Source organism: Endozoicomonas sp. (assembly GCF_051008435.1).
Classification (GTDB): Bacteria; Pseudomonadota; Gammaproteobacteria; order Pseudomonadales; family Endozoicomonadaceae; genus Endozoicomonas_A.
In genome coordinates, this window is the sequence record NZ_JBPCXO010000389.1 from 1 (window position 1) to 23,885 (window position 23,885).

20 protein-coding genes and 2 pseudogenes are annotated in these 23,885 nt (G+C 47.4%); 9 read left to right on the forward strand and 13 right to left on the reverse strand.

The features are described from left to right. Positions 1–128: 128 nt before the first annotated feature. A pseudogene (locus tag ACR2PX_RS19535) lies at positions 129–263 on the forward strand (M13-type metalloendopeptidase); the annotation flags it as partial. Positions 264–543: 280 nt separating this feature from the next. Then, positions 544–1,389, forward strand: a complete 846-nt coding sequence (locus tag ACR2PX_RS19540) for a methylenetetrahydrofolate reductase (protein WP_434001034.1) — start codon at positions 544–546, stop codon at positions 1,387–1,389. Positions 1,390–1,479: 90 nt separating this feature from the next. Here the strand turns inward: ACR2PX_RS19540 and ACR2PX_RS19545 are convergent, their stop codons facing one another. Next, a complete protein-coding gene (locus ACR2PX_RS19545) occupies positions 1,480–2,031 on the reverse strand; it encodes an NUDIX hydrolase (protein ID WP_434001035.1) in 552 nt (183 codons plus the stop codon). A 428-nt stretch (positions 2,032–2,459) separates the two neighbouring features. On the opposite strand from ACR2PX_RS19545, the gene ACR2PX_RS19550 reads away from it, so the two are divergent. The 3 genes from ACR2PX_RS19550 to gloA2 are packed head-to-tail and all read left to right on the forward strand — an operon-like array spanning position 2,460 to position 4,085. Beyond that, positions 2,460–3,137: a CoA pyrophosphatase gene (locus ACR2PX_RS19550; RefSeq protein ID WP_434001036.1), complete on the forward strand. Its 678-nt coding sequence runs from the start codon at positions 2,460–2,462 to the stop codon at positions 3,135–3,137. Further along, positions 3,134–3,667: a gamma carbonic anhydrase family protein gene (locus ACR2PX_RS19555; protein ID WP_434001037.1), complete on the forward strand. Its 534-nt coding sequence runs from the start codon at positions 3,134–3,136 to the stop codon at positions 3,665–3,667. Before ACR2PX_RS19550 ends, ACR2PX_RS19555 begins: the two co-directional genes overlap by 4 nt. A gap of 19 nt (positions 3,668–3,686) precedes the next feature. Next, positions 3,687–4,085, forward strand: a complete 399-nt coding sequence (gene gloA2 / locus ACR2PX_RS19560; RefSeq protein WP_434001038.1) for an SMU1112c/YaeR family gloxylase I-like metalloprotein — start codon at positions 3,687–3,689, stop codon at positions 4,083–4,085. A 35-nt stretch (positions 4,086–4,120) separates the two neighbouring features. Here the strand turns inward: gloA2 and ACR2PX_RS19565 are convergent, their stop codons facing one another. Further along, entirely contained in the window at positions 4,121–5,326 is a 1,206-nt protein-coding gene (locus ACR2PX_RS19565; protein WP_434001061.1) for an HlyC/CorC family transporter, read from the reverse strand. Here ACR2PX_RS19565 and ACR2PX_RS19570 point away from each other — a divergent pair. Beyond that, positions 5,286–5,429, forward strand: a complete 144-nt coding sequence (locus ACR2PX_RS19570) for a hypothetical protein (RefSeq protein ID WP_434001062.1) — start codon at positions 5,286–5,288, stop codon at positions 5,427–5,429. The genes ACR2PX_RS19565 and ACR2PX_RS19570 overlap by 41 nt on opposite strands. A 21-nt stretch (positions 5,430–5,450) precedes the next feature. Here ACR2PX_RS19570 and ACR2PX_RS19575 read toward each other — a convergent pair whose 3' ends face one another. From ACR2PX_RS19575 to tnpA, 3 genes and pseudogenes are all read right to left on the reverse strand, one after another. Beyond that, positions 5,451–5,930 (reverse strand): DUF2165 family protein, encoded by a 480-nt coding sequence (locus ACR2PX_RS19575; protein ID WP_434001039.1) that lies wholly within the window; start codon positions 5,928–5,930, stop codon positions 5,451–5,453. A 130-nt stretch (positions 5,931–6,060) separates the two neighbouring features. Beyond that, positions 6,061–6,873: a cytochrome C assembly family protein gene (locus ACR2PX_RS19580; RefSeq protein ID WP_434001040.1), complete on the reverse strand. Its 813-nt coding sequence runs from the start codon at positions 6,871–6,873 to the stop codon at positions 6,061–6,063. 180 nt (positions 6,874–7,053) lie between these two features. Beyond that, positions 7,054–7,317: pseudogene (gene tnpA / locus ACR2PX_RS19585) on the reverse strand (IS200/IS605 family transposase); the annotation flags it as partial. A 401-nt stretch (positions 7,318–7,718) separates the two neighbouring features. On the opposite strand from tnpA, the gene ACR2PX_RS19590 reads away from it, so the two are divergent. Together ACR2PX_RS19590 and ffh are read left to right on the forward strand one after the other, a co-directional pair. Next, the gene (locus tag ACR2PX_RS19590) at positions 7,719–9,143 is read left to right on the forward strand and encodes a hypothetical protein (RefSeq protein ID WP_434001041.1); all 1,425 of its coding nucleotides are present in this window, start codon (positions 7,719–7,721) and stop codon (positions 9,141–9,143) included. A gap of 379 nt (positions 9,144–9,522) precedes the next feature. Beyond that, positions 9,523–10,938 carry a signal recognition particle protein gene (gene ffh, locus ACR2PX_RS19595; RefSeq protein ID WP_434001042.1) on the forward strand — a complete coding sequence of 472 codons (1,416 nt, stop codon included), beginning with the start codon at positions 9,523–9,525 and terminating at the stop codon, positions 10,936–10,938. A gap of 53 nt (positions 10,939–10,991) precedes the next feature. On the opposite strand, the gene ACR2PX_RS19600 is transcribed toward ffh, so the two are convergent. Further along, the gene (locus ACR2PX_RS19600; RefSeq protein ID WP_434001043.1) at positions 10,992–11,792 is read right to left on the reverse strand and encodes a transporter substrate-binding domain-containing protein; all 801 of its coding nucleotides are present in this window, start codon (positions 11,790–11,792) and stop codon (positions 10,992–10,994) included. A 464-nt stretch (positions 11,793–12,256) separates the two neighbouring features. On the opposite strand from ACR2PX_RS19600, the gene ACR2PX_RS19605 reads away from it, so the two are divergent. Next, positions 12,257–13,843, forward strand: coding sequence for an alkaline phosphatase (locus ACR2PX_RS19605; RefSeq protein ID WP_434001044.1), 1,587 nt, complete (start codon positions 12,257–12,259; stop codon positions 13,841–13,843). Positions 13,844–13,903: 60 nt separating this feature from the next. Here the strand turns inward: ACR2PX_RS19605 and ACR2PX_RS19610 are convergent, their stop codons facing one another. From ACR2PX_RS19610 to ACR2PX_RS19640, 7 genes are all read right to left on the reverse strand, one after another. Further along, positions 13,904–14,437 (reverse strand): GNAT family N-acetyltransferase, encoded by a 534-nt coding sequence (locus tag ACR2PX_RS19610; protein WP_434001045.1) that lies wholly within the window; start codon positions 14,435–14,437, stop codon positions 13,904–13,906. Positions 14,438–14,548: 111 nt separating this feature from the next. Next, the gene (locus tag ACR2PX_RS19615) at positions 14,549–14,974 is read right to left on the reverse strand and encodes a gamma-glutamylcyclotransferase family protein (RefSeq protein WP_434001046.1); all 426 of its coding nucleotides are present in this window, start codon (positions 14,972–14,974) and stop codon (positions 14,549–14,551) included. Positions 14,975–15,016: 42 nt separating this feature from the next. After that, positions 15,017–17,641 carry a hypothetical protein gene (locus tag ACR2PX_RS19620; RefSeq protein WP_434001047.1) on the reverse strand — a complete coding sequence of 875 codons (2,625 nt, stop codon included), beginning with the start codon at positions 17,639–17,641 and terminating at the stop codon, positions 15,017–15,019. 79 nt (positions 17,642–17,720) lie between these two features. Further along, positions 17,721–21,872: a hypothetical protein gene (locus tag ACR2PX_RS19625; RefSeq protein ID WP_434001048.1), complete on the reverse strand. Its 4,152-nt coding sequence runs from the start codon at positions 21,870–21,872 to the stop codon at positions 17,721–17,723. A 192-nt stretch (positions 21,873–22,064) separates the two neighbouring features. Then, a complete protein-coding gene (locus ACR2PX_RS19630) occupies positions 22,065–22,538 on the reverse strand; it encodes a Dps family protein (RefSeq protein WP_434001049.1) in 474 nt (157 codons plus the stop codon). 96 nt (positions 22,539–22,634) lie between these two features. Further along, positions 22,635–22,955: a heavy metal-binding domain-containing protein gene (locus ACR2PX_RS19635; protein ID WP_434001050.1), complete on the reverse strand. Its 321-nt coding sequence runs from the start codon at positions 22,953–22,955 to the stop codon at positions 22,635–22,637. A 48-nt stretch (positions 22,956–23,003) separates the two neighbouring features. Next, the gene (locus ACR2PX_RS19640; RefSeq protein ID WP_434001051.1) at positions 23,004–23,795 is read right to left on the reverse strand and encodes a GNAT family N-acetyltransferase; all 792 of its coding nucleotides are present in this window, start codon (positions 23,793–23,795) and stop codon (positions 23,004–23,006) included. Positions 23,796–23,885: the final 90 nt, after the last annotated feature.

A 23,885-nucleotide genomic window follows, 5' to 3' on the forward strand; every position in this document is an offset into this window, starting at 1 on the left:
CCGGTTTGAGACAGTTTTTATGATTATTTGAGGCGAATAGCGAGCTATTCAACGAAAAGAATCATAAAAAATGGCCAAATCCGGCTTTTTCGCAGTAGGTCAGTGGTAAGTCCGACAGGCTCCTAGCGAATGACCCCCACTCTCCCGGGGCCATTCGAGCCATAGCCCCTCTGTCAAACCTGAAAGAATTTGAACAGGCCTTTGGGCTTTCTCCAACAGACCCAATGGTCAGACCCGATCACTTGAAAATTCAAATATGGTAAATAAACCCCTATCCCAGTGAATAACTATGGAGTAGGGGTAACTGAATGGTTACGGCTTAGTTAATTTTCTGAAGTGTTCTCGTTTCAGTAATGCCGTTATGGTATTTTTTGCTCCTTTGCTTTCAAGCTTGCTGACCTTGATTGTTCTACCTGTCGTGTACGCTTTACTCTGCAGGAAAACCCAGGCGCCAGAGTTCATTACAAAACAGCTGGAATCTCAGACGAGCACTATGAAGCAGGCTGCTTAAACCACTTACAGTAGTAACAGCATCGAATGAATATGTCCGATTGTCATTTATTAGCCGATTACTCTCTGGAAATTATCGCCAGAGAGGCTGCCACTGTTGCTCAGGCAAAAGTTCAGCTGGCCACCAGTACAGAAGTTAAAATCGCCTATCTCGGCAGTGAGACTCTGGAGCAACGCCTGCTTGCCATTGAGGCCTTAGCGGCCAACCAATTGAATCCGATGCCGATCATTTCTTCCCGACGACTGGATTCAGCCACCGCTCTGGAGACTTATCTGGCAGAAGCGAAAAAGGTGGCGAACATCGACCGTGTCTTTGTGGTGGGTGGCGATCCCGCCAGACCACAAGGACCTTTCTCTGATTCACTGGAAGTAATTATTGCTGATCGCCTACAGTCGTTTGATATCACCACAGTCGGTATCGCCGGTTATCCTGAGGGCAATCCGCATATCCCCAATGACGTACTGGAAGACTATCTGAAACGTAAATATGAGGCATTAACTGAGCGTGGCTTTAACGTCGAGATCACGACTCAGCTGTCATTCGATGCGCAAGCTGTTATTCGCTGGATTGAGCAGATTCGCCGCGATGGTATTGAGGCGCCAATTCGGGTGGGTATTCCTGGACCCACAACGCTGACAGGCCTGTTAAAATTCGCCAAACAGTGTCGGGTTAGTACGTCGTTAGGCTTGATGAAACAATATGGCTGGAAAGTCACTTCATTGATAGCACCGGTCGGTCCGGAAGCCTTTGTATTGGCATTAAAGCAAGGGATTGAACAAAAAGGTTTAACCGGTATACACCTGCACATTTATCCCATGGGCAACTTAACGGGTGCGGCAAAATGGGCCAGACAACACCTGTCTTCTGACAAACGTTAAGTTCAATCCGGCAACTTCCATAACGGTGGGAGTTGCCATTCGATAATCACAAAATGATCATCCAGACTCCCCTATTCAATCAGGCATTGTTCAGGAAGCCACTTTACGACCCGGTAAAATGATGTCTTCCATTCGCTGGGGGAAGTCACCGACCTGGCGGTCACTAAAATAATGGCGAAGCGTTCGGCTGATGGTATTAAAAGCCATTTGATCCCATGGAATTTCATCTTCACTGAACAGAGCCACTTCTTCACTCTCTTCACCCGCGCTGAATTCCGGTTTATCCAGGTGAGCCAGAAAAAACACAGAGAGTTGACCAACATGGAGGATATTGAACAGGGTGTAGAGTGATTCAATCGTCACCTCAGCCCCAGCTTCTTCCACGGTTTCCCGAAGAGCCGCCTGTTCCAGAGTTTCTCCTAACTCCATAAAACCACCGGGTAAGGTCCAGTAACCCTTTCGAGGTTCAATAGCCCGCTTACAAAGGAGCACTTTACCTTCAAACACCGGTAGACAACCCGCAACGATTAACGGATTTTGATAGTGAATTTTGCCACAGTTGTCACAAACATCACGCAGCCGGTTATCGCCCTGGGGAATTTTCTTACTGACCTTCGCTCCACAATCACTGCAGAAATTCACTGTCATTCCTTCTAACCATGAAATTCTTTCTTTCACCTTAACTCGATTATTACCTGAAGTCACTCCAATAACAGCTTGAAGAAACTCGATCTTTTTAACCTGAATCGCTTTGAAATCGGAACATGATGCTGACCCCCTATTTTAATTTTTAACAACCTGGTTAACGGTGCTTACATGGCATACAAAATGCACACCATTTCTTTACCAGACTGATCATGCAGCAAAAAATATCTGTGTTATGATCATTTAAAGCCCGAAAAAACAGCCTTGCACCAGCAGATGCACAGCCCGGCCCTAAGTATCCCGACAGGCAGGGTATGACTGGTCACCAGGGCGATAATAATAATTTTCCAACGGCGCCCTTTTTCAATGTCATCTTTTTCTCAGTATCTGAATGACGCCGTGGAAGCCTGAGATTCCCGTGTTATATGTTGATTACAGAAATTGAACAAAGGCTACGCAAACATAAGCCAAGAAGTATAGACACCTCTCTCCCGGAAGCCGCTGTACTGGTTCCCCTTGTGACCAACAATCAGGGCCAGGCTACTGACGTCATCCTGACCCGAAGGGCCACACACCTTCATAAACACAGTGGTGAAGTGGCTTTTCCCGGTGGCAAACGAGAAGATCAGGATCAAAACCTGATTCACACCGCCCTGAGGGAGTCAGAAGAAGAAATTGACCTGAACCCTGCTTCTGTCCAGATACTGGGCACCATGGGCCCGGTCATTTCGCGGTTTGGGATCAAGGTGATCCCCATCATTGGCTCCGTCCCAGAAGGCTTGTCACTGAACGCCAACGTGGAAGAGCTGGATCGTATTTTCACAGTACCACTCGACTTTTTCATCGATCAGAACAACCTCCAGTTTGACCATTGGAGTATGAACGAGAAAAGCTACTCCATGCCCTCCTACCAGTTTGGTGAATATCTGATTTGGGGACTGACAGCCATCATGCTGGTTGAGTTTCTGAACGTGGGATTGAACACCACCATTCCTCTGGATGCCCCACAGTTTCATGTCAGCCACAGTTATCCGCAAACCCGCTATCAATCCGATAGTCGGCAGCCAAAACCCAATCAGAGAAATAAAGCAGCCAACACATGATTTACACACTGAAGGAACGACAGATCACCCTGGAAGGTGATGAACACTTTATAGCCGACAACGCAACCCTGATAGGCTCGGTTCACCTCCAAAACAAGACCAGTGTCTGGTTCAATGCGGTGATTCGCGCAGACCATGAATCCATTACCATTGGTGAAGAAAGCAACATTCAGGATGGAGCCGTCCTCCATGCTGACCCCGGTTTTCCTATTGTCATGGGAAGAGGCGTCACAGTAGGTCATAAAGCCATGATTCACGGCTGCACCATTGGTGATCATTCCCTGATTGGTATCAACGCAGTGGTGCTTAATGGGGCAAAGATTGGACGTCACTGTATTATTGGTGCCAATGCACTGATCACAGAAAACACGGTGATTCCTGATGGTGCCGTAGTGATGGGGTCACCAGGTAAAGTCGTTAAAACACTGGATGCAGAAAAAAGAAAACAGCTGGAACTGGCCGCTCTTCAATACGTTCATAATTTGTCGTATTTTAACGAGCATCTGGAAGTGGATAAACGCTTCCAGTAATCACCGTTGATGAGTAGACATGCTGAAGTTAAACAGGCTGCACCACATAGCCATCATTTGTTCTGATTACCAGAAATCCAAAACATTCTATATCAACACTCTCGGATTCAGGCTTTTAAAGGAACACTGGCGGGAAGAAAGGCAGTCCTGGAAGCTGGACCTGGCTTTAGGCTCTGATTATCTGATCGAACTGTTCTCTTTCCCTGCCCCACCTGATCGCATGACACAACCGGAAGCGGCAGGTGCTCGTCACATCGCTTTTGAAGTCGATAATCTGGCGGAAGCAGTGACCCAACTGGAAGAAAAAGCAGTTTCTGTTGAGCCCATAAGAATCGATGAATACACCGGCAGGCGCTTTGCTTTTTTTCAGGACCCTGACGGCTTACCTCTGGAACTCTATGAAGCGGACAAAAGCTGAAAGCTGAAAGCTGAAAGCTGAAAGCTGAAAGCTGATCAGGCAGTGAATATTTTCACTGCTTTCACCCTGTTATCTTTGACCTGGAGAATCTCAAAGCGGTATTCGCCTACCTTGAGACAAACGCTGGACTCAGGAATGAATTCCATGATTTCAGTGATCAGGCCATTAATGGTTCGTGCATCTTCAGTGGGTAATTTCCAACCCAGAGAACGATTAATGTCTCGAATAGAAGCGGAGCCATCAATAATGTAGCTGCCGTCTTGTTGAGGGGTAATATCCGGACTGGAGTCGGACACATCGGTGGTAAAGTCGCCGACTATTTCTTCCAGAATATCTTCCAGAGTCACCAGACCAAGAATATCGCCATATTCATCAACAACCAGTGCTACCCGTTCTTTGGATTTTTGGAAATTGAACAGCTGGGTATGTAACGGCGTACTTTCCGGAACATAATAAGGCTCTGTTGTTTCCTGCATCAAAATCGCTTTGTTCACTTCTTCCTGGCTGAGCAATCGGGCGACTTTCCTCATGTGCAGCATGCCCACAAGGTTGTTTACATCTCCACGAAAAACCGGAAGCCGCGTGTGCTGACACGCTCTCAACTGGTCCAGAATATCTTTGATGTCATCATCAATATCAATTCCGATAACTTCATTGCGGGGTACCATAATATCATCGACCCGGACGTTCTCCAGATCCAGAATTCCCAGCAACATCCCCCGTCTTTTTTGCGGCAGTAACATGCCAGGATCAGTCACAATGGTGCGTAATTCTTCTACGTTCAACTGATCTTCTGCAGCCTGACCCGGCTTGATTCCAAAAGGCCTTAACAGGAAACTGCAAACCCAGTTTAATACCACCACCAGTGGGTAGAAGAGTTTCAGCAATGGCGTGAGAATAAAGGAAGCGGGAAAGGCAATTTTTTCCGGATAGAGCGCGGCCACCGTCTTGGGTGTCACTTCACCAAAAATCAGAACCACTACCGTCAACCCCAGCGTTGCAATAGCAATACCGCTATCACCCCAGAGTCGAACCGCCACCAGAGTAGCCAGCGCAGAAGCGAGAATGTTGACGAAGTTGTTACCTATCAGAATCACACCAATCAAGCGGTCAGGCCGTTCAAGCAACCGATGCGTTCTTTTGGCCGCTGTGTGATTCTTGCGAACCAGATGACGAAGGCGATAGCGATTGAGGGCCATCATGCCGGTTTCCGAACTGGAAAAAAAAGCCGACAGCAACATTAAAAAAGCCAGAACGGCCAAAAGAAGACTGGTGGATGCTTCACTCAAGACTGAAATCGCCTGTTCAGATTCTGATTATCAAACCAGTGATCATAACGTTTAGTCCTGTGAACCCCAAACACTTTTATTTTTCTTCCTGACTTATATAGAGCAGAGTCAGTAAAAACAGGGTAGCCACCCGAAACCCTGGCTGAATACCATTCCAGCTCCGGGACTGCCAAGCCAGGAACCATTCCCCTGAAACGCCCATAAAAGCCAGAAACCAGAGTAAAACACCCAAGGTTAATCCAACCAGCGCCAGACTTTTACTTTCATGAAATTCCGAGTTTTTTAGATTCAGAACCATACGAAAGCCCCCTATCCAACATAACAGTGCGATCACTGTTTCAGCTGCGATAATCAGATTGTATATAAGCTTCCATACGCCGGGATTATGAACTGCACGCCAACCAGCCTGAACACCATTGCCTGTCGTATCCATAGACAGCACATGCTGGACGTAAAGGTAATTGCTCGGGTAATCCACCAGATTATTAAACACAACTAGAGAGCTAAAAAAAGCAGCTGCAATCACCAGAAGCGTTTTACTGAGTTTAATGGTCATTATCATTTTCATAGCCACAAACAATAGACAGGCTTATGCAGATCTCAAGCGGCAAGGATCACAGGGTTAATAAAAAGATGGAAATCGCGGAGGAATGAGGAGCAGGAATCACGCCTTGCTCCGGAAGACATTATCGAACCAGAATAAAGTCCACTACGGTTCGCCAGCCAAAATAGGCCACCAGCAAAAGAATAAAGCCGGCCACTGTCCAGCGCATGGCTTTTTGGCCGCGCCAACCATTAACCCAGTGCCCTATTAACAAAGTGCTAAACAACACCCAGGCCACCAGAGAGAGTACCGTTTTGTGGAGCATCTCTTTGGCAAACATATTGTCGATATACAAGAAGCCCGAGATCAGCGACAAAGTCAGCAGAATCACACCCACAGAAAGAAATTCAAAAAACAGCTTTTCCATGGTTTGCAAGGGTGGCAGCGCCTTCAGCAAACGCTTCTGGTTATGACTTCTGAGTTGCTTTTCCTGATAGGCCAACAACAGAGACTGACAGACAGCCATCATGAGCAAGCCATAGGCCAACACCGACAAGAGCACATGAACAACCATCAGTGTGGGTGACTGGAATATATGTTCCACCGGCGCCAGCCAGGCCACCAGCACAGAAAGAATGGTGAAAGGCAGAATAGTGACCAGCAGGCTCTCAGAGGGCTTTCGCAAACTGCTAAGCAGCACCACTAGAGTTACCATGAGCGTCGTCAGGGAACTGATGGTCAGAATGCCAAGGTTGGTTCCCTTGTCGGTATGAATGGAAAAATAGAGCGAAAAAGTATGTAGAAGAGCTCCGGCAGTAGTAGCCAGCAACACCACATTTCTAGCCCCACCACGACCCGTAATTCTTCCCCATTGACAGACCATTCCCACTGCATAAAAAACAATGGCCCCGATACTGACGAGCATGACATTCATTGAATCTGTTATAACCTCCATCTGAAATTTTCCTGATTACAGACCTGTTAAAAGCCATATTTAAGAGCAGAAACAGGGTGAGCCAGAGGGATACCAGGAACTTTTCTATTCTATAGAGAGTGAGTTTGTCATATCCAGCGTATGGACACCATGGCCGGGCACAAATTTCATCGATGACCCATAGGAAAAGTCGAATCCACGCTTATCAGGACCGACTGTGCTGACGAAACACCCTCTTGCCCAAAAGTGCTCACCAGAAACATTTTGCTGCCTACCTTTGAAGTGCCTCGCAATAGCTATTGCACACTTTTCTTTCAGATAACCACCGACGTAGGAAACAGAATATTTTGGTGGAATACTGATGCAAATATGTACGTGATCTCGCATCAAGTGCCCTTCTACAATTTTACACTCTGTTCGCTTAGCAAATTTGTGGAATATTGTTCCCAGAAACTGTCTCAAGCTTCACGGCAGTTCCAAGGCTTGATGCTCAGTCTGGCACAAGATCAGGTACTCCCCTCCCCCATGGAATATTTGAATCAGGTTCGACCGCTTCATCTATTAATCAGACGCTAACCCAGAACCTGCAGGGCACAAAATCTAATAAGGTTGAAGCTATAACATATGCAAATTACATTATTGGTGAATACAGCGAATCTACTGACAGTGCAGTTTGACAATGCGTTAAAGACAATGCGTTAAAGACAATGACATTGAGAGACTGAGAAAGCTGACTCTTTCTTTCCCACCACACACATCTGTTAATACTCATAACCAAACTGCCAGAATTACTAACCACCCGGAACCAAACGTCCTCCCAGGACACCAACAGTTATCAGGAAAATCATTTTTGGAAGGAGTCACTTATGTTTGGAGTAGGATCAAGAGAAGGAACCACTCAAGGTACTCTAAATCTGTCTGAATCAGATACAGGCAGCAATCGCCTCTACTGTAATGAAGATTTACCACTTACTTCTTCAGATCAGCCTTTAAGCTCTCCCTGCGGATCAGACAAATCGGTGCAGACCATCCCACAGAGCTCTCTGCAGAAACTTATACCCGCATCATTGCCCTTAGCGCGCCAGCTAACGGCTCCCGAACCCTGCCCTTTTGAGTGTCATATCGATAAAGTAGTACCTATCATTCAGCACCTGAACCTCTACGGCTACATATCTGAGTTATGCCCTGATGGCATTAGATACAATGAATGCCCTGCCTTGTATGAAGTGCTCGTCACTCAAGCCAACCTGCTGATCAGGATGAACCAAGACGCCGCCGTAGAACAGTTACAGCAAAGCCTGACACCAGAGGAATTTGATCTTCTGGCTAGCATTCTGGATAACACAGAGAAAGCTGCATCAGTAAGCGCCGGAGAAAAACACCACTTAATCCCTATGATCTATCTGGCTAAAAAACTTATGGAGCAAATCATAGAAAAACAGAACCAGCTGATGGTGCATATCGAGCTCTCATACCACTGCGCCAAAGCCTTTCTAAATCTTCTAAGTAAATCACCTGAAGTCCTGTTGAGAGACTATATCGATTACATTAATATCATTCACGACCAGAACGTGCAGCTTGCGGCTCAGCAACAGGCGATACCAAGATCGGCCCAACCCGTGCACGGACAACAGCAACTTGCAACCGAGCAGCTTTTCTCTGACAGTGAGAGCGAATATGACAGTGAGAACACCTTAAGTGCAACCTCTCCTGCATCACCAGTATCCGAAGAACAAACCTCACCCGACATTTCAAAGAAAGACACTGATTCTCTTACGGCCAGTATTGAAATACCTATTCTTTCCCCTGTTGTATCAACCAGCAGCAAACCAGAAACACCTGAATCATCTGAGACAAAGTCAGTGTTCGACACAACAATTTCAGCAGAACATTCAGAAACACTCCCCATTCAACTGAGGCTGCCAGAAGAAGCCCATCGCAAACTAAAATTAGAAGCCCATCGCAAACTAAAATTGAAACGTCTTGAGCAACTGCAAGACATTCTGGTCAGACACAGCCAAAATTCATGCAAACGCAACACACTGGAAGAGCTGAAGTTAAAACTGACCAAAAAACAAAAAACGGTTTTTGAACAACCCAACACACCCATAAAGCTGAATATACCCGAGCAAGTGCACTTCTGCCACACCCTCGCACAGGCACTCGAGGCCGACTCTTCAGAAGAACAATGGGATGACTTCTTCAGCGAGATGGGGAGAATGAGCGATATTTACTACTCATTGGCAGCAACTTCAATGACTGATCTGATCACTGAACTAAGAACGGTTTGAGCAAATTTATTGGAAGTCATGTTTGCTCTTCTCTGTGGACCATCACGCAAAACGATTCAGAGGTAAAAGCTGGTCATTTTTACTACAGAAATACCTTTAAGATCACTGAAGGTCAGTATGATTTCCTGGAATCTCGCTTATTCAAGCACCACAGCCAGGTGGTGATCGACCTGGATGAATTGAATCTTTATAGCGCGCCTCACCCTGACCGTTGAATAAGCAGTAACGCTGACGCTGCCCCTTTTGCCCGAGATTGGATATAATGGTTCCATCTATGAATTTATGACCCGTTTCAATTGAAGATATGTGCAGTAACAACCTCATATCCACGGGGAAACGGGTATACACCTTACTTTAAGGTTTTTCCAAGGTAACCTGGATGTTCGAGAATTTAACCGAACGCCTGTCGCAGACGCTTCGCAACGTCACCGGCAAGGCGAAACTGTCTGAAGACAATATTAAAGAAACCCTCCGCGAAGTCCGTATGGCTCTGCTGGAGGCGGACGTTGCCTTGCCAGTGGTCAAGGAGTTCATCAGCCGAATCAAAGAACGGGCTGTTGGCCAGGAAGTTCAAGCCAGCCTGAGCCCGGGCCAGGCTTTCGTCAAGATCGTTCAGGCTGAACTGATCGAGGTGATGGGTGCAGCTAATGATGAGCTGAACCTGGCGACCCAGCCACCTGCTGTCCTGCTGATGGCCGGTCTGCAGGGTGCGGGTAAAACCACCTCTGTTGCCAAACTGGGTAAATTCCTCAAGGAACGCCACAAAAAATCGGTTCTGGTGGTCAGTGCCGACGTCTACCGCCCTGCGGCTATCAAACAGCTGGAAACTCTGGCAGCTGAAGTGGATGTGGAGTTTTTCCCATCCAACAACCAGCAAAAGCCGGTTGATATTGCCACCGCTGCTATTCAGGAAGCCCGTCTCAAGCACATCGACGTAGTTATTGTCGATACCGCTGGTCGTCTGCACATCGACAGCGACATGATGGAAGAAATCCAGGAACTGCATGGCGCGATTAATCCTGTCGAAACCCTGTTTGTGGTTGACGCCATGACTGGTCAGGATGCTGCCAATACCGCTAAAGCCTTTGGTGACGCCCTGCCTCTGACAGGTGTTATTCTGACCAAAGCGGATGGTGACGCCCGAGGTGGTGCGGCACTGTCGGTTCGTCATATTACCGGCAAGCCCATTAAATTCATCGGTGTCGGTGAGAAAACCGATGCTCTGGATCCTTTCCACCCTGATCGTATCGCCTCCCGAATTCTGGGCATGGGTGACGTTCTCTCCCTGATCGAGGAAGCAGAACAAAAGCTCGACAAGAAGAAGGCCGACAAACTTGCCAACAAACTGAAAAAGGGCAAGGGTTTTGACCTGGAAGACTTCCGTGACCAGCTTCAGCAAATGAAGAAAATGGGCGGTCTTGCGGGTGTGATGGACAAATTACCGGGTATGCCAGGGATGCCTTCCAATATGGCTGGCCAGGTGGACAACAAGGTTTTTGTCCAGATGGAAGCCATCATTAACTCCATGACTCCGGCGGAGCGCTCAAATCCGGATATCATGAACGGTTCCCGCAAAAAGCGTATCGCTTCAGGCTCTGGCACCCAGATTCAGGACATCAATCGTCTGATCAAGCAGCACAAGCAGATGAGTAAGATGATGAAGAAAGTCACCAAGAAAGGCGGCATGAACAAACTGATGCGCGGTCTCGGTGGCATGAAAGGTCAGATGCCCGGCGGTGCTGGTGGCATGGGGGGAATGCTACCTCCCGGCGGCGGCAAGAAGTTTCCCTTCTAAAACAAGCCCCTTGATGTATGGCCAGCTTACCTGAAGCTGGCCATAATCGAGTTTCAGCCGTCTTTGCCTGCATAACTTTCATAGAAATGTGACATCAACTCTTCATCGCTTCTCACTGACTTCAGAGCACTCCAGAGTTCCCCCTGCTTCTCTTCTGTCATCTCGCTTTTGTGGGAAAAAGTCAGAAAATAATCTTTAGCTTTGAGTTTGACCGTCTGAATCTGGTATTGCCCTTTCAAAAAGCCATCATTAACAGCCAGCTCGTTGGCAATACTCCCCAGCAAAGCCGCAGACCCGTTTTTCTGTTTCACCAGACTCAACAGCGCGGCCCGATCACTCGCAAAACTGGCCTTAACCTCTACCCCTGTTTTGCCCAGATCACTGGCAATGGAGTAGGATCTGGGCACACGTACCGGCTCTGGCAGACTGGAACTATCACCCTTGAATACATACCGGCTGCCCAGCGGAGTGGCAATCACATAATCCACCAGACTCATACTGAAAGGAGATGGCTTGCCAGAGGTGGCATCGGAAGGATAATGCATCCACTGGGCACGCTCCTCTTTATACGACGCTCCTAGAATACCATCCACCTGACCTTTTTTTGCCAGTCTCAGACAGCGGGTCCAATTAGCCGGCCTGATCACAAACCGAGTATTGGTTCTCAGCCCAACTTCTTTGATCATGTCAACAAACAGACCCTCTGCCCGGTAGTCCTTCAGAAAGGTAAAAGGAAACCAATAGGCTTTATCACTGCAGAGTGTCACCGTCTCCCGGGGAGCAGCCTGAACCGAACTACTTAACATGGGAAGTAGTACAGCGAGGAACAGCAGATGCTGCCGATACGACTTCATGTCGATTCTCCATTTTTTTCTTTATTCTCAGGAAGCTCAGACACCCTTTATTTCCGTGAAACTAATTTTCACTCCCTAGGAGCCTGTCGGACTTAGCCGACCGTAGCGAGGAAAAGTCCGGTTTGAGACAGTTTTTATGATTATTTGAGGCGAATAGCGAGCTATTCAACGAAAAGAATCATAAAAAATGGCCAAATCCGGCTTTTTCGCAGTAGGTCAGTGCTAAGTCCGACAGACTCCTAGAGAACGAAAAATAGTTTCAGTCGATCAAGGCTGATTTATGACGTAAAGCACTTATAACGTCGTATTTTTTCTGTGCCTGAATTTGAAGGTGGTAAAAGGTACGGATTTTTATTGCATATGTAAAAGGAAAAGACTCTAATATCGTCCGTTTGATCGTTGCGCTATCAAGAATTAGCAAAAAAACATCCAAGAAGAACAATAATTTGAAAATGGAGTACACAATGAAGCTCAGAAAACGCGCCTGCACTCTGGCTTTATCCATTGCAGCAGTTTCCTTCAACGCCATGGCCGATGCTGACAAAGCCAAAAACATCATCCTGATGATTGGTGACGGCATGGGCCCACAGCAGCTCAGCATGCTTGAGAGCTACGCCCGCCTGGCCCCCAGCTCAATCTACAAAGATGGTAAGACGGCCATGGCCACCTTGTCCAATGCCGGTACCGTTGGTTTGTCTATGACATACCCTCATGGCTCCGTTGTCGTAGATTCTGCCAGTTCTGCCAGCCAGCTGGCGACCGGTAAAGCGTCTCCTTCTGAAGCTATTGGCCTGGACCACGAGGGCAACCCGGCAGAGACCGTTCTTGAAAAAGCCAAGAAAATGGGTAAAGCAACAGGCCTGGTTTCCGACACTCGCCTCACTCATGCAACGCCTGCCTCTTTTGCTTCGCACCGTGCTCACCGTTCCATGGAGAACCAGATAGCTGAAGACATGCTGGCAACCGGAGTCGACGTCATGCTTTCCGGCGGAATTCGTTACTGGATTCCAAAAGCTGTGAACGACAAAGGACAGGTATACCAGGATCTGGTGGCTCTGAGCGAAGGTGATGTAAAAATAAAATCCAAGCGAAAAGATGAGCGCAACCTGGTGCTTGAAGCCAAGGACGCCGGATACCATCTTGCGTTCAACCGCAAACAGCTGGAAGCCGCCAAGGGTGACAAAGTACTGGGTCTCTTTGCCTATTCCGGCATGCTGGATGGCATTGCTTACACCCAGACCAAAAACAGTTCTAAACGAACAGAACCTACCCTGAAAGAAATGACTCTGAAAGCTCTGGACGTTCTTTCCAGAGACAAGGACGGTTTTTTCCTGATGGTCGAAGGTGGTCAGATTGACTGGGCGGCACACAATAATGATGCCGCTACCATGCTGCACGAACTGCTGAAGTTTGATGAAGCCGTTTCTGCGGTTTACGAATGGGCCTCAGACCGTGATGACACTCTGGTTGTCGTCACTGCTGATCATGAAACCGGCTCTTTCGGGTTCAGCTATTCTGCTGCCAGCCTTCCACAGGCCAGCAAGCTGCCAGGTTCAGCGTTCACCCAACGGGATTACAAACCAAACTTTAACTTTGGTGCTCCACAGATCCTGGATAACCTGTACCAACAGAAAGCCAGCTTCTACGGCATTATTGGCGAATTCCAAAACCTGCCCGTTAAAGAACAGACCCCTGCTGCCCTGGCGAAAGTGGTCTCTGAATCCGGTCCGTTCAGCATTACCGAAGAACAGGCTGCCCGCGTTCTGGAGCGCTCTCCTAACCCATTCAAGGCAAAAGGTCACAAATACCTGGCCGCTGAAACCCTGCCAGCGGTGAAGGACTTCCGCGCTTTTTACGTTTACGGTGATGAAATCCAGGGCAACCTGTTGGCCCGTGAACTGGCTGAACAACAAAACATCGTCTGGGGGACTGGTACTCACACCAGCACACCGGTTTCTGTTATGGCCTTTGGCCCTGAAGCCATTACCGATGGATTTGACGGAATGCAGCACCACACGGATATTGGCAAAAAGCTGATTGAAGCGCTGTAGTAGTTGAGAATCGCTGGCGATCAGACCACCTGAACGCCAGCGCCTTCAACAATCAATAGATCAAGCTGACTTTCTCAAGCCGTATATGGCATGACTGAGCACTCTGTCACCCACCTTTTCCCGATGCGTAATAATGCCTTCCAGATTCATACCCAACCTTTCACAAACCGCACGACTGGACAGATTTTCTTCTGCCGCTGCTATCTGCACTTTCTCCATACCCAGTTCATTAAAGGCATAATCACAAAGATACCGGCAAGCTCGGGTAATAATGCCATGGCCTTGATAAGGCTCACCCAGCCAGTAACCTATCTCAACCATCTTGAGATCATGACGGATAGCATTAAAGCTGATGTTTCCGACCACTTTCCCCTGAAACTCAATAGCACAGGTCAGGCTTTTGCCGTCGGCATAATCGTGCAGTGATCGTTTAACGAAAGCTTTGAAGCCTTCTTCGGTATTACAGAACTTGGGCCAAGGCAGCCATTGGGAAAGATAGTCCCTGCTCTCTTCCAGTAACTCAAGATACCGGGGGATTATAGAATCATTGACCAGCTGCAGTCGTATCTCTTCATCGACTGTAATAAAAAACATGTCATTTCCTTTTTTGTTCTTGGTTCAGGGAGCTACCCGTTTTAAATACGACATATAACATCTATAGACAGTAATCAGTCTTATCAGGTGAACTGCTGAGATTCAAGAGTGTTATGAGCTGGCAACTCGTTTTGCTTTGACGAACTTCAGGTAATCCCCGGATTCAATACAGTGAAGTCCGTCAGTCTTCAGAACATAGATATAAACCCAGGCTTTAACCCGGCGATGATCGTAAAGCGTTACATCAACTAATTGTCGTTGATATTCATGAGGCAAGGGATCCTGATCAGTACAACCTTCATAAGAATCCAGAAACGGAAGAGCCGTTTCAGGGTTAACCAGCTGATAGACTTCTCCCCAAACATAGTCCTTCTTATCATCGGACTCAATGGCTGCAGGATAACGCTCAAGCTGATAAAGCCTACCCCTGAAAAAAGCACTTCCCATCAACCGGCAAGACTGCTGAATCACCTTGTGCATGGGATGATTTGCCCTTTCCCGGAGGGTTCCATACACAAAAAGATATTGCTCTTTCATCCTTTGTATTACTCAATCTCAATGAAATAGTTATCATCTGCATCAGTGACGTTTATGTCCATAGGCCTGATAACTCTTCTGATCCATGCCCGTATGGCCCGCCTGGTACGACAGACCTCCCATGCGATCGTAAAGATGACCGAATGAGCTCATGATGCAGGTAAATCCTTTCCAATAGCAGCGTCTATCGTGTTCATTTTCAAACTGTGCAGCAATACTTTCAGCAATGGCTTCAGCCTCATTGAGTGGATCTTCAGGTAAATCAGACAAAGGCAATTGCAACTTGATGGCCAGAGCTTTTCTCAAGTGCAGTTCCGCTTTTTTGAGCGTCTCACGGGACAGAGGCTTAAGCCGGTGACCACGATTCAATAATGACTCGTCGCTCATGGCAAATAACATTACAGGCTCATCCTGTAACCTCATCAGGTGCCAGGCATACTCTTCATGGATTCTCTCAACACCGGGCTGGCCATAGTATTTTTTCATGGCTCCTAACAACAAACTTCGCTCTTTCTCAGGCAAACCTTCTGCTCGAAGCTTATGAGCGGCATGAGGGACTTTCTTCAACTCAACAGGCCAGTTTCGGAAAAGGAGATCAGCCAGCTCTCTCTTTCTGCACATGGCAACCAGTCCAGGAGAATCTATCTTTTCAACAGCGGGAGGTGTTGCAGAAGGTTGAACAGGCTCTGATCGCTCTTCCGCTCTAACATGTCGCGCCACCCCTTTCTGCCCGTTCGATGAATCAATTTCCTGAAAGTGCTCCGATCCCTTCTTCTTATGTCTTTTCTTTTGAGGACTGGCTTTCTCCATTTCTTTCATCTGACGGATACTCTCAGGTGGTATCCAGCTGAAATCGACGCTCTGAGACTTACTTTGTTGCTTTTTCTTCTGACTCTCTGGTGACAAGTCCAGTCCTACCTGTCGGGCTAACTCCACCGCTTCATCCAGCGTTGGCCACTGCTTGCTTTCTTCATGCTTCTCCAGATAGGACTCTGCCAGCTTCCGATACTCAGACCGACTTTCATCATCCAGAGCGGCATCAGCCAGTTGAAAAACCACCTGAGCAGCCTTTTCGTACAACCCCTCGTTAACATAAACCGCAGAGGAAAAATGCAGCAGGTTGGTAAAGCCAGCCAGAGTAGCAGCCTGACGGTAGGCCTCAGCCGCTTTAAGTCGATGGTCAGGCTCTTTCACCAGCTCCAGCTCTAAAGCGATGCCAAGCAAACAGTTTAAAAGCCCTTTGTAATAATCCGGATAATCCTGTTCCAGAGCCTTTCGCACCATTCTGACGGATTTTTCTGCCCTGGTAGTCTCTCTGTCAGTGAAATGTACCTTGAAATAATGCATTTTTTCAAAAGCTTCTGCCTGGCTCTCTTCTATCATCTTCTCCAGCTTCCTGTACTGCTGATTATCCTTCGCAATACAGTTTTTCATATGCACGAGAGACATTATTTGACTGCTATCAGCCTGAGTACTCAATTGATAGTGAAGTTCAAAATCCCTGAGGGATTCGAGCATTCTGACGACAGGGCGAAGAGCTCTGATGATGGGGTAATGTTCGATATCAGAGAGAGCGTCAGCTATTGCCCCCAGTTTCCCATTGACTGCAAACAATTGCTTGAAAAACCAGGGAAGAAGCTCTGATTTGAACAACGGATCATAGGGGGTCAATATTGATTCCACCAGCTGGATGCGATCCTGGCGGATACTCCCTTCATGTTCTTTGGCCAATGCCTCCATGGGACCAAATGTCAGCGGGTCCATCATATACAGCAGGGAAGGACTAACGACACCAGTCTGTAATATGGCAACCGGATTCATCAACTTGGTGGACTCCAGCAAATTCCGAAAGCTGAGCCGGGGCTCCATTGCCGGTAATTGACTGATCAGACCCAGACTGCCCATTCCAAGAATCCATTGCGCCATGGGAATACGTTCTTTGGCTGCGGCTTCAAGATACTGGATTAACTCAACCTTATTGCTGTTCGTCAGCGGGGTATATTCCAGATGATAGAGTGCCAGCCAACAATGAATCTGGGCCGTGGTCTCCGTTGGATGATAGATCAGAAGAAACTTCAAGCAATGGGCACCCCAGCTAGCCTGCTCGCGATCCTCACTCTGACTGCATACCAATACAAAGCACAGTACTGAAAAAACTTCCTGAGGATGCTCCGCAATCCACTGCTCCAGAACTTTACGGTCTCGAGGTATGATGCCTTTTGACTGTCGAAACTGCCCATCAAACCCTGAGGCGCCTTTTTTATTCTTGCCCTTTCTCTTCCTGCCCATCCCCTCACCCAGCTCCAGGGCTGATTTCAACTTTGAACCGTCCTGACAATCCGGCTTATCCCGAATGCATGCCAGCAATTGAAAGAGCGCATCGTCGGGATCTTTCTCAATCAGCTTTCTGGAAACAGGTTTCGTATGAACCGGTGAAGAAGGTGCTGAAAAATAGCTACCTGAAGAAGAGATCGATATCGTCTCAGGCGATATCCTGGGGCCATCAAGTCTCACACCATGACCTGAGACAATCGTTTCCCCTGTTACCTCTTGGGTATCATGGCACAGCCACCGCCCACTGTTTTTTTCCTGCGTGCGGGAGTTTTCGGACTGAAAATCAGTTTCCGAAACTGACGAAGCGGGTCTGACGGTTTGTGGACTGGCCATAACTTACTACCTCTTACTACCTCTTACTGCCCTTTTTTGTGGTGACTTTTCTTTTACTGAGTGCCTGCTTTTTTATGAGCTATTCTTTTGGCCTTTTGCTACCAGAAGGGATATCGTCTGTCTTTCGCTTTCTGCCTGGCGCCTCACCAGCTTTTACCTTCTCTGCATAGGCTACTCGCGAAGCGCCCCTGGTCGTTTGCTGATAGTGTCCTGTCGTTTTTTCGTCATCACTCCATTGCACCGGGGGCAACTTGCTCCTTTTCCTGACCAGATCCTCCTCCGTCCATTCATCAGCAACGCACTTAAAAGCCTCGAGTTTTCTAATTTCCCTGAGCACACTGCTGTTATTGACGGAAGCGGAAAGCTTTAAAACCAGCAGCTTATTCACGATTTCCTGCAACTTCTTATCCCGTTTTCTACCTCTCACTTGTGGCTCAATCAGCTTGAGTATTTTATTGGTAAAGCCAAAAACCGTATCCTTTTTAAATAGCTTAAAGCCATCATCCAGATAGAAGAGACAGGAAAGAAGAAACCTGGCAGTGTCCATAGGTTCTGCATCAACAGTGGTACCATCAATAGGGTACAGCTCATTGTAGGCTCGCTTGCTATTGCGCTTTTTCTGACCATCAATCGTGTGGCGCAGGTTTTCGGGATGAAATTCCACTGCTTGCATCAGGCATCGTTTGTAAACTTCCAACTGCCTTTTGTGGGCTGCAGTCCTGATAGACTCAAAGACATCCTGTTTACCTCTTGCCTCTGTCAGCTCTACCACCAGCCCAGCTTCTTCCAACTGATTTTTAAGAGCGGTTGCTGTCCAGTTTCCAGACCGGGTTTTAACCCCCTCTTTAAACAGAACACCCGACTTCAGTAAGATATCAGCAGGCACCTCTACCTTACTGCCGATGCCTTCTCCTGAGATATTCATTTCATTGGAACGATGAGAAATAGCTTTCTCGGTATCAGCATCGTAAACCACTTCCCGACCCTCAATGGGATGCCAATCAAGAAACTTGGCTACGTACTCAATAACAACCTGCCTGTAAACCATCGAGGAAAGACTCAATACCGCCAATATTTTCTTGAGGTGTTCTTTCGGCGTAGTTTCCGCTTCCCTGAAATACCAGGCCAGAAAATAAACAACCGCTGGTGTCCACTCATCAACCCCTTCTTTGAACATTGCGCACTCAGGGATTTTCAAACCAACCGCTTTGAAGTTGAAGGTCACCCCGGACTGCCTGGGTTCGGGTTTGCCAAGCACGTGTTGGCCCAAAGCAAAGAAATAGGCGGCCGTATCGTGTTTAAGTTCCAGGAAGTCCTTCTGCTCAAAAACATCTGCGTCTTTAATCTGGAATCGAAAAGCAGCGTAACGCACCATGGGAATAGTCCATTTACCGGTCTGTTTAAACTCCGGCCATTTGGGTACGCGAAAGTTGTTGTTGAGCGTATCCCTGAGATGCCCCCACAGCGTTTCTTTTCCTCTGCGCCTTTCCAGGTATTCACTGATCTTGTCAGAGAGAGCCTGCTCTTCTGCTAATAACTCCCCAAACAGATCCCCATGACAACTGATCGCTCTGCGTTTAAGAATACAGGCCTCTTCAGGCCAGTCAGACTCCATGCCAGCTGCAAGAAGTTCCTCCAGAGGCTGCAGAGAAGTGACCGGATCGGTTTGAACGCCCATTTCTTTTTGCCATACGACCTCCACATCATCCTCTGCATCCGGGTCAAAGTCGGGATCCTGATCACTGTCGTATTCTTCTTCAACCGGAAACATAAAGGGTGTAAAGCCTGACGCCTCCTGATCTTTCTTTTTTGAAACGACAGGAGGCTCGGGTGTCCCCTGTCTACTGCTAGCCCAGACCTCCATTTCATGCTCCATTTCATGCTCCATTTCATGGTTGCCTGTCGGTGAAGGTACAGGCGTGCTTGATAAGTCTTCTGGCGTCTTGGCACCGGGATCCGGTATAGAAGGAGACTTTGATGAGGGCAGAGAGCCTGATGGGTCATGCTCCATTTCCGGATCATCATCCCCTTCATCCCCTTCATCCCCTTCATCCCCTTCACCCCCTTCATCCAACTCCATAAAATAACCCGGTGAATCTGGCTCTGTTGGATTCGGGGAAGCTATTAACCCCACACATAAACTTTTATAGCGTGCGGACTGTTTCATTTCCTCTTCCAGTCGTTTCTTCTGCCGGTCAAGGTCTGAGAGGAGCATGCCTTCACGGGCTTTTGCCGCCTCAAGCTGAACACTGGAATCCAGTAACGATTCTTCATGACTTCTGTGGCTGTCATCCAGTTCACGTTGTTTTTGTTCAAGCTGTTTCTGCAAACGCGCCACCTCATCCAGCCTGCGTTGCTCATTCTCTTTTAATACTGTGTTTTGCGACTGTTGTTCAGCCAATACCCTGATGAGGGTTTGGCGAGCGCTTTGTTCCTTTTCAAGTAACTCTTTGGAAGACGTCAGCTCCTCTTTTATGGCATTAAGCTGGCTGCGAGCTTGCTCCAGTTCTGGCTGAAGTGACACCAGTTCTGCGACTTGATTTCGCAGCTGCTGTTGCTCTTTCAGTAATTTCGATAGTTCAGATGCCTTCAGTGATATCTGATCAGTGAGAGACTTGTTGCTGGCACTCATCACTTCAAGCTCCTGCTTAAGCTCGTCAACCTCTTCTCGAGCTTTCAGTAACGCTTCTTGACTGGTTTGCGCCAAGCTTTGCTGTTCATCTGAAAAAGTATCCAATGCTTCCAGCTGACTCTGAAAATCTTCTTTAGCCTTTCTAAACTGTTCCTGAAGTTGCTCCTGATTAGACAACGATTGATCTCGTTCTACGGTCAGGGCCTTATGATTATCTTTCAGTGTGTTTAACTCTGCTTCCAACAGGTTTTTTTGATGACAGGCATGCTCATGATGACTATTGAGTGCATCAATAACTTTTTTCTGCTTATCAATCTGAGCCTGCACTTGCTGATGATCTTGTTCGAGTTTTGCCAGTGCGACTTTAGCCTTGTCAGCCTTGTCGGACTCTACTGTAAGCCTGGCTACTTCAGCCGTCTTGCTATCTGCCAACTCTTTAAATGTTTTTGCTTTATCAATAGCACGGGACAATGCAGGCTGACTTTTTGTATATTCTGTCGTTAGACGAGTGACTTCTTTCTTTAATCGATCAAGTTCATCTTTCAGATCCGCTTTGGCGAGCTCAGCAGAAAGTTCCTGTTGATGCAGTTTCTGGCTCGCCTCTTTAAAACCTTTTGTCAGGTCCAGGATAAGTGACTCATTATCAGACAGAGCATTTTCCAAGGTTGTTTTCTGCTCTTCAAGATTTTCAACCTGTTGCTGTAGCTTATTTTTCTCTGAGGCAGCCGCTTTCAGATCCTCCAATAACTTTCTGATTTGTTCCTTGGCGTGCTGGACCGTATCCTTGTGCATACGAAGATCTTTTCTTAACTGTTCAGCATCTTTTCTTTCTGTGTTTAACAGAGACTCACGCGTGCTGGCCACTTGTTGCCACTTTTCAACCTCACTCTCCTTCTCCTTCTCTTCGAGTGATTCTCTGGACTCAGTCAGCTCAGAAAGTTGGGACTGAATCAAACTCAGATGGATGGAAAAATTTTCAACCTGCCCCAACAACCGCATTCTTTCTCCCCTGATGCGCCTCAACGCACTGTTTTTTTTATCTCGATCCTCCTTTAACGCTTTCAGCATATCCTTTTTCTGTTGCAATTCGGCTTCAATGGATTGCCTTTCTGTCAGTTGAAGCCGTCTTGACACAGTTGTGATAAGAGGAATTCGAATAAGAGTATCCACTTCCTCCTCAGGTTCGGAATCAGATTCATTCTCAACGGGAAGGACTCTGCCCGAAAAAGGCTGAGTGGCAATAGCGTGCTGAAAGCTCTCTGGCCCCACCTGTAACCCAATGGAACATGACGCTAAAGGGAGTTCTTTTTCCGTTTGCACGGCAATAGAATGTGTCTGAACAGGCAGACGCAAATATGAGGTTAAGGGACTGGTTATAGAAAGGTCACGATCTCTTAGATCAGTCTCTATTGTGGGGAGTTGGAACTCTGAGGGAAAAAAAGACCCTGGCGACAGCAACGATATAGCTTGAAAATAATCAGGCGAGCTGGCGCGCCCCGAACCAGAAGGACGGGTATGAGAAGATTGACTGGAATCAAGTACCTGCCTCAGCTCTGCAGCACTGGCAGGGCTGGCAGGGCTGAGCTCTCCTTCGAACATAGCGACATCTCAACTCTCTGCTGAATATTAAAGTGAGATAGCTTGTTCAACCGAATGTTCCCTGTTCGACTGACAGAGAGGTTAGTGAGACTGACAAATACGGAAAGTGAGGGAAGAGGCAGGATTTAGAGTAGGGTAAAGATTAAGCCGACCCAGACAAAAAGATCGGCTTCAACACAACAGTCAACGGGATCAAGAGCTTTCAGAAGCCCTTAGCATCCAGGCTGTTTTTTCATGCAACCGCATCCTGTCGGAAACCAGAGAAGCAGTAGACTCATCATCGGCCTTCTGGGCAACTTTCAGGACATTTCGAGCAGTTTTGATCAACTGCTCATGACCACGGGTTAATGTTTTGATCATTTCTTCAGCAACTGGGACTTCATCCACTGCCTGCACCGCACTCAACTTGGCGAAAGCACTGTAGGAACCTGGTGCAAAAACACCCAACGCCCTGATTCTTTCGGCAACATCATCAACGGCAACAGCCAGTTCTGTATATTGCTCTTCAAACATCAGATGCAGCTCCCGGAACTGGGGACCAGTGACATTCCAATGGAAAAAATGGGTTTGCAGGTAGAGTGTATAAGAATCTGCCAGGAGGTGTTTGAGACCTTCTGCAATCTCAAGACGACTGTTTTCCTGGATACCAATATCGATGGCAGTCATGATATTGACCTCTGAGCATAGGGTACGAAAACCGATACCCAGAGGTTAGTCGCAATACGACAGTGACGCTAAATGCTTCAAGAGATTAAGCAATGCCTACTTGAACTTAACGGCAGTGCCACTGACACTGACCATCATCATACCGCCTTCCTTACCGACCACTTCATAGTCAATATCAATACCAACAATACCATCGGCCCCCAACTCTCTGGCCTGCTCTTCCATCTCGGAAAAAGCAATCTTACGGGCTTTACCCATTTCTTTCTCATAAGCGCCAGAGCGTCCGCCAACGATATCGCGAATACCGGCAAAGAAATCCTTGAAGACATTTGCCCCCAGGATGGCCTCACCCACGACAATGTCCAGATAATCGGAAATTTCCCGGCCGTCTACTGAGGAGGTGGTGGTTTTTAGCATGATTGAGCTCCTGAAAGTATTTTTGAATGCTTCAGCCTATAGTGAGAGTCAGGGGTTATAAACATAAGGCGTTGTGGTTGAAATCAACTGAAAGCCCCGTTTCTCAACAATTGGCCTGCTCATATCAGAAGCATCGATCGTTAAATATCGATAACCTCGGGCAATGGCTTCTGCCGCTCTGCGGTTCAGCAATTGTTTATAAAACCCACGCCCTCTATAAGCAGCCAGAGTTGAGCCACCCCATAAACCCGCAAACGGACTGTTGGGTGAGAAGGTAATCCAGGCGGATGAGACTGGCCGCCCTTCATCATAGACACAATACATTGAGACGTTTTCAGGCTCAATTTGAAGCTGCCTGCTTAAGGCATCCCGCAAATGCGTCAGGTCTTTACCCCAGATGTCTTCCTGGACAGTAATGACATCTTGAATGCCTGCTTCGGTCGTGATCCGTGAACAAATTCCAGTATCTTCTGCAAGAGTTAAGCTCTCAAGATCCAGCACCATGAAAGACTCTCTTTCCTCTGCCAGAAAACCAGAACGGCTCAGCAGTACTCCCATATCGCTGGGTAAATCGCTACTGTATACCTTCCACTCGAATGACTTACCCAGAGATTCAAAATACCGAACCTCCAGATCAATAGCCTTCTGAACCAACTGATCATCCAAATCAAGACGATAATAAGAGATAAAACTACCGGATTGCTCAGGTGAGATCAGTTTGATCACAGAATCCGAATGGATTTTTTCGTACCCTGTAGGCGAAAGAGAAATTCTTTCATGCTCATTATAAAGAGTTATTACTGCTGATTTATCCATTTCCATGTCACCCTGTATTTCCATTTATCCACCTAATCGTCCTTAATCCTTACCATGAAGGGCTCATGTCGCTAACGGGTCTTTATTCCTGAAATAGAGAGTTTTTCACTGCCT

Coding starts and splice junctions, on each gene's coding strand:
- ACR2PX_RS19540 (WP_434001034.1), top strand. CDS start 544: ATGTCCGATTGTCATTTATTAGCCGATTACTCTCTGGAAATTATCGCC.
- ACR2PX_RS19550 (WP_434001036.1), top strand. CDS start 2,460: ATGTTGATTACAGAAATTGAACAAAGGCTACGCAAACATAAGCCAAGA.
- ACR2PX_RS19555 (WP_434001037.1), top strand. CDS start 3,134: ATGATTTACACACTGAAGGAACGACAGATCACCCTGGAAGGTGATGAA.
- gloA2 (WP_434001038.1), top strand. CDS start 3,687: ATGCTGAAGTTAAACAGGCTGCACCACATAGCCATCATTTGTTCTGAT.
- ACR2PX_RS19570 (WP_434001062.1), top strand. CDS start 5,286: ATGCCGGTTTCCGAACTGGAAAAAAAAGCCGACAGCAACATTAAAAAA.
- ACR2PX_RS19565 (WP_434001061.1), bottom strand. CDS start 5,326: ATGTTGCTGTCGGCTTTTTTTTCCAGTTCGGAAACCGGCATGATGGCC.
- ACR2PX_RS19575 (WP_434001039.1), bottom strand. CDS start 5,930: ATGACCATTAAACTCAGTAAAACGCTTCTGGTGATTGCAGCTGCTTTT.
- ACR2PX_RS19580 (WP_434001040.1), bottom strand. CDS start 6,873: ATGGAGGTTATAACAGATTCAATGAATGTCATGCTCGTCAGTATCGGG.
- ACR2PX_RS19590 (WP_434001041.1), top strand. CDS start 7,719: ATGTTTGGAGTAGGATCAAGAGAAGGAACCACTCAAGGTACTCTAAAT.
- ffh (WP_434001042.1), top strand. CDS start 9,523: ATGTTCGAGAATTTAACCGAACGCCTGTCGCAGACGCTTCGCAACGTC.
- ACR2PX_RS19600 (WP_434001043.1), bottom strand. CDS start 11,792: ATGAAGTCGTATCGGCAGCATCTGCTGTTCCTCGCTGTACTACTTCCC.
- ACR2PX_RS19605 (WP_434001044.1), top strand. CDS start 12,257: ATGAAGCTCAGAAAACGCGCCTGCACTCTGGCTTTATCCATTGCAGCA.
- ACR2PX_RS19610 (WP_434001045.1), bottom strand. CDS start 14,437: ATGTTTTTTATTACAGTCGATGAAGAGATACGACTGCAGCTGGTCAAT.
- ACR2PX_RS19615 (WP_434001046.1), bottom strand. CDS start 14,974: ATGAAAGAGCAATATCTTTTTGTGTATGGAACCCTCCGGGAAAGGGCA.
- ACR2PX_RS19620 (WP_434001047.1), bottom strand. CDS start 17,641: ATGGCCAGTCCACAAACCGTCAGACCCGCTTCGTCAGTTTCGGAAACT.
- ACR2PX_RS19625 (WP_434001048.1), bottom strand. CDS start 21,872: ATGTTCGAAGGAGAGCTCAGCCCTGCCAGCCCTGCCAGTGCTGCAGAG.
- ACR2PX_RS19630 (WP_434001049.1), bottom strand. CDS start 22,538: ATGACTGCCATCGATATTGGTATCCAGGAAAACAGTCGTCTTGAGATT.
- ACR2PX_RS19635 (WP_434001050.1), bottom strand. CDS start 22,955: ATGCTAAAAACCACCACCTCCTCAGTAGACGGCCGGGAAATTTCCGAT.
- ACR2PX_RS19640 (WP_434001051.1), bottom strand. CDS start 23,795: ATGGAAATACAGGGTGACATGGAAATGGATAAATCAGCAGTAATAACT.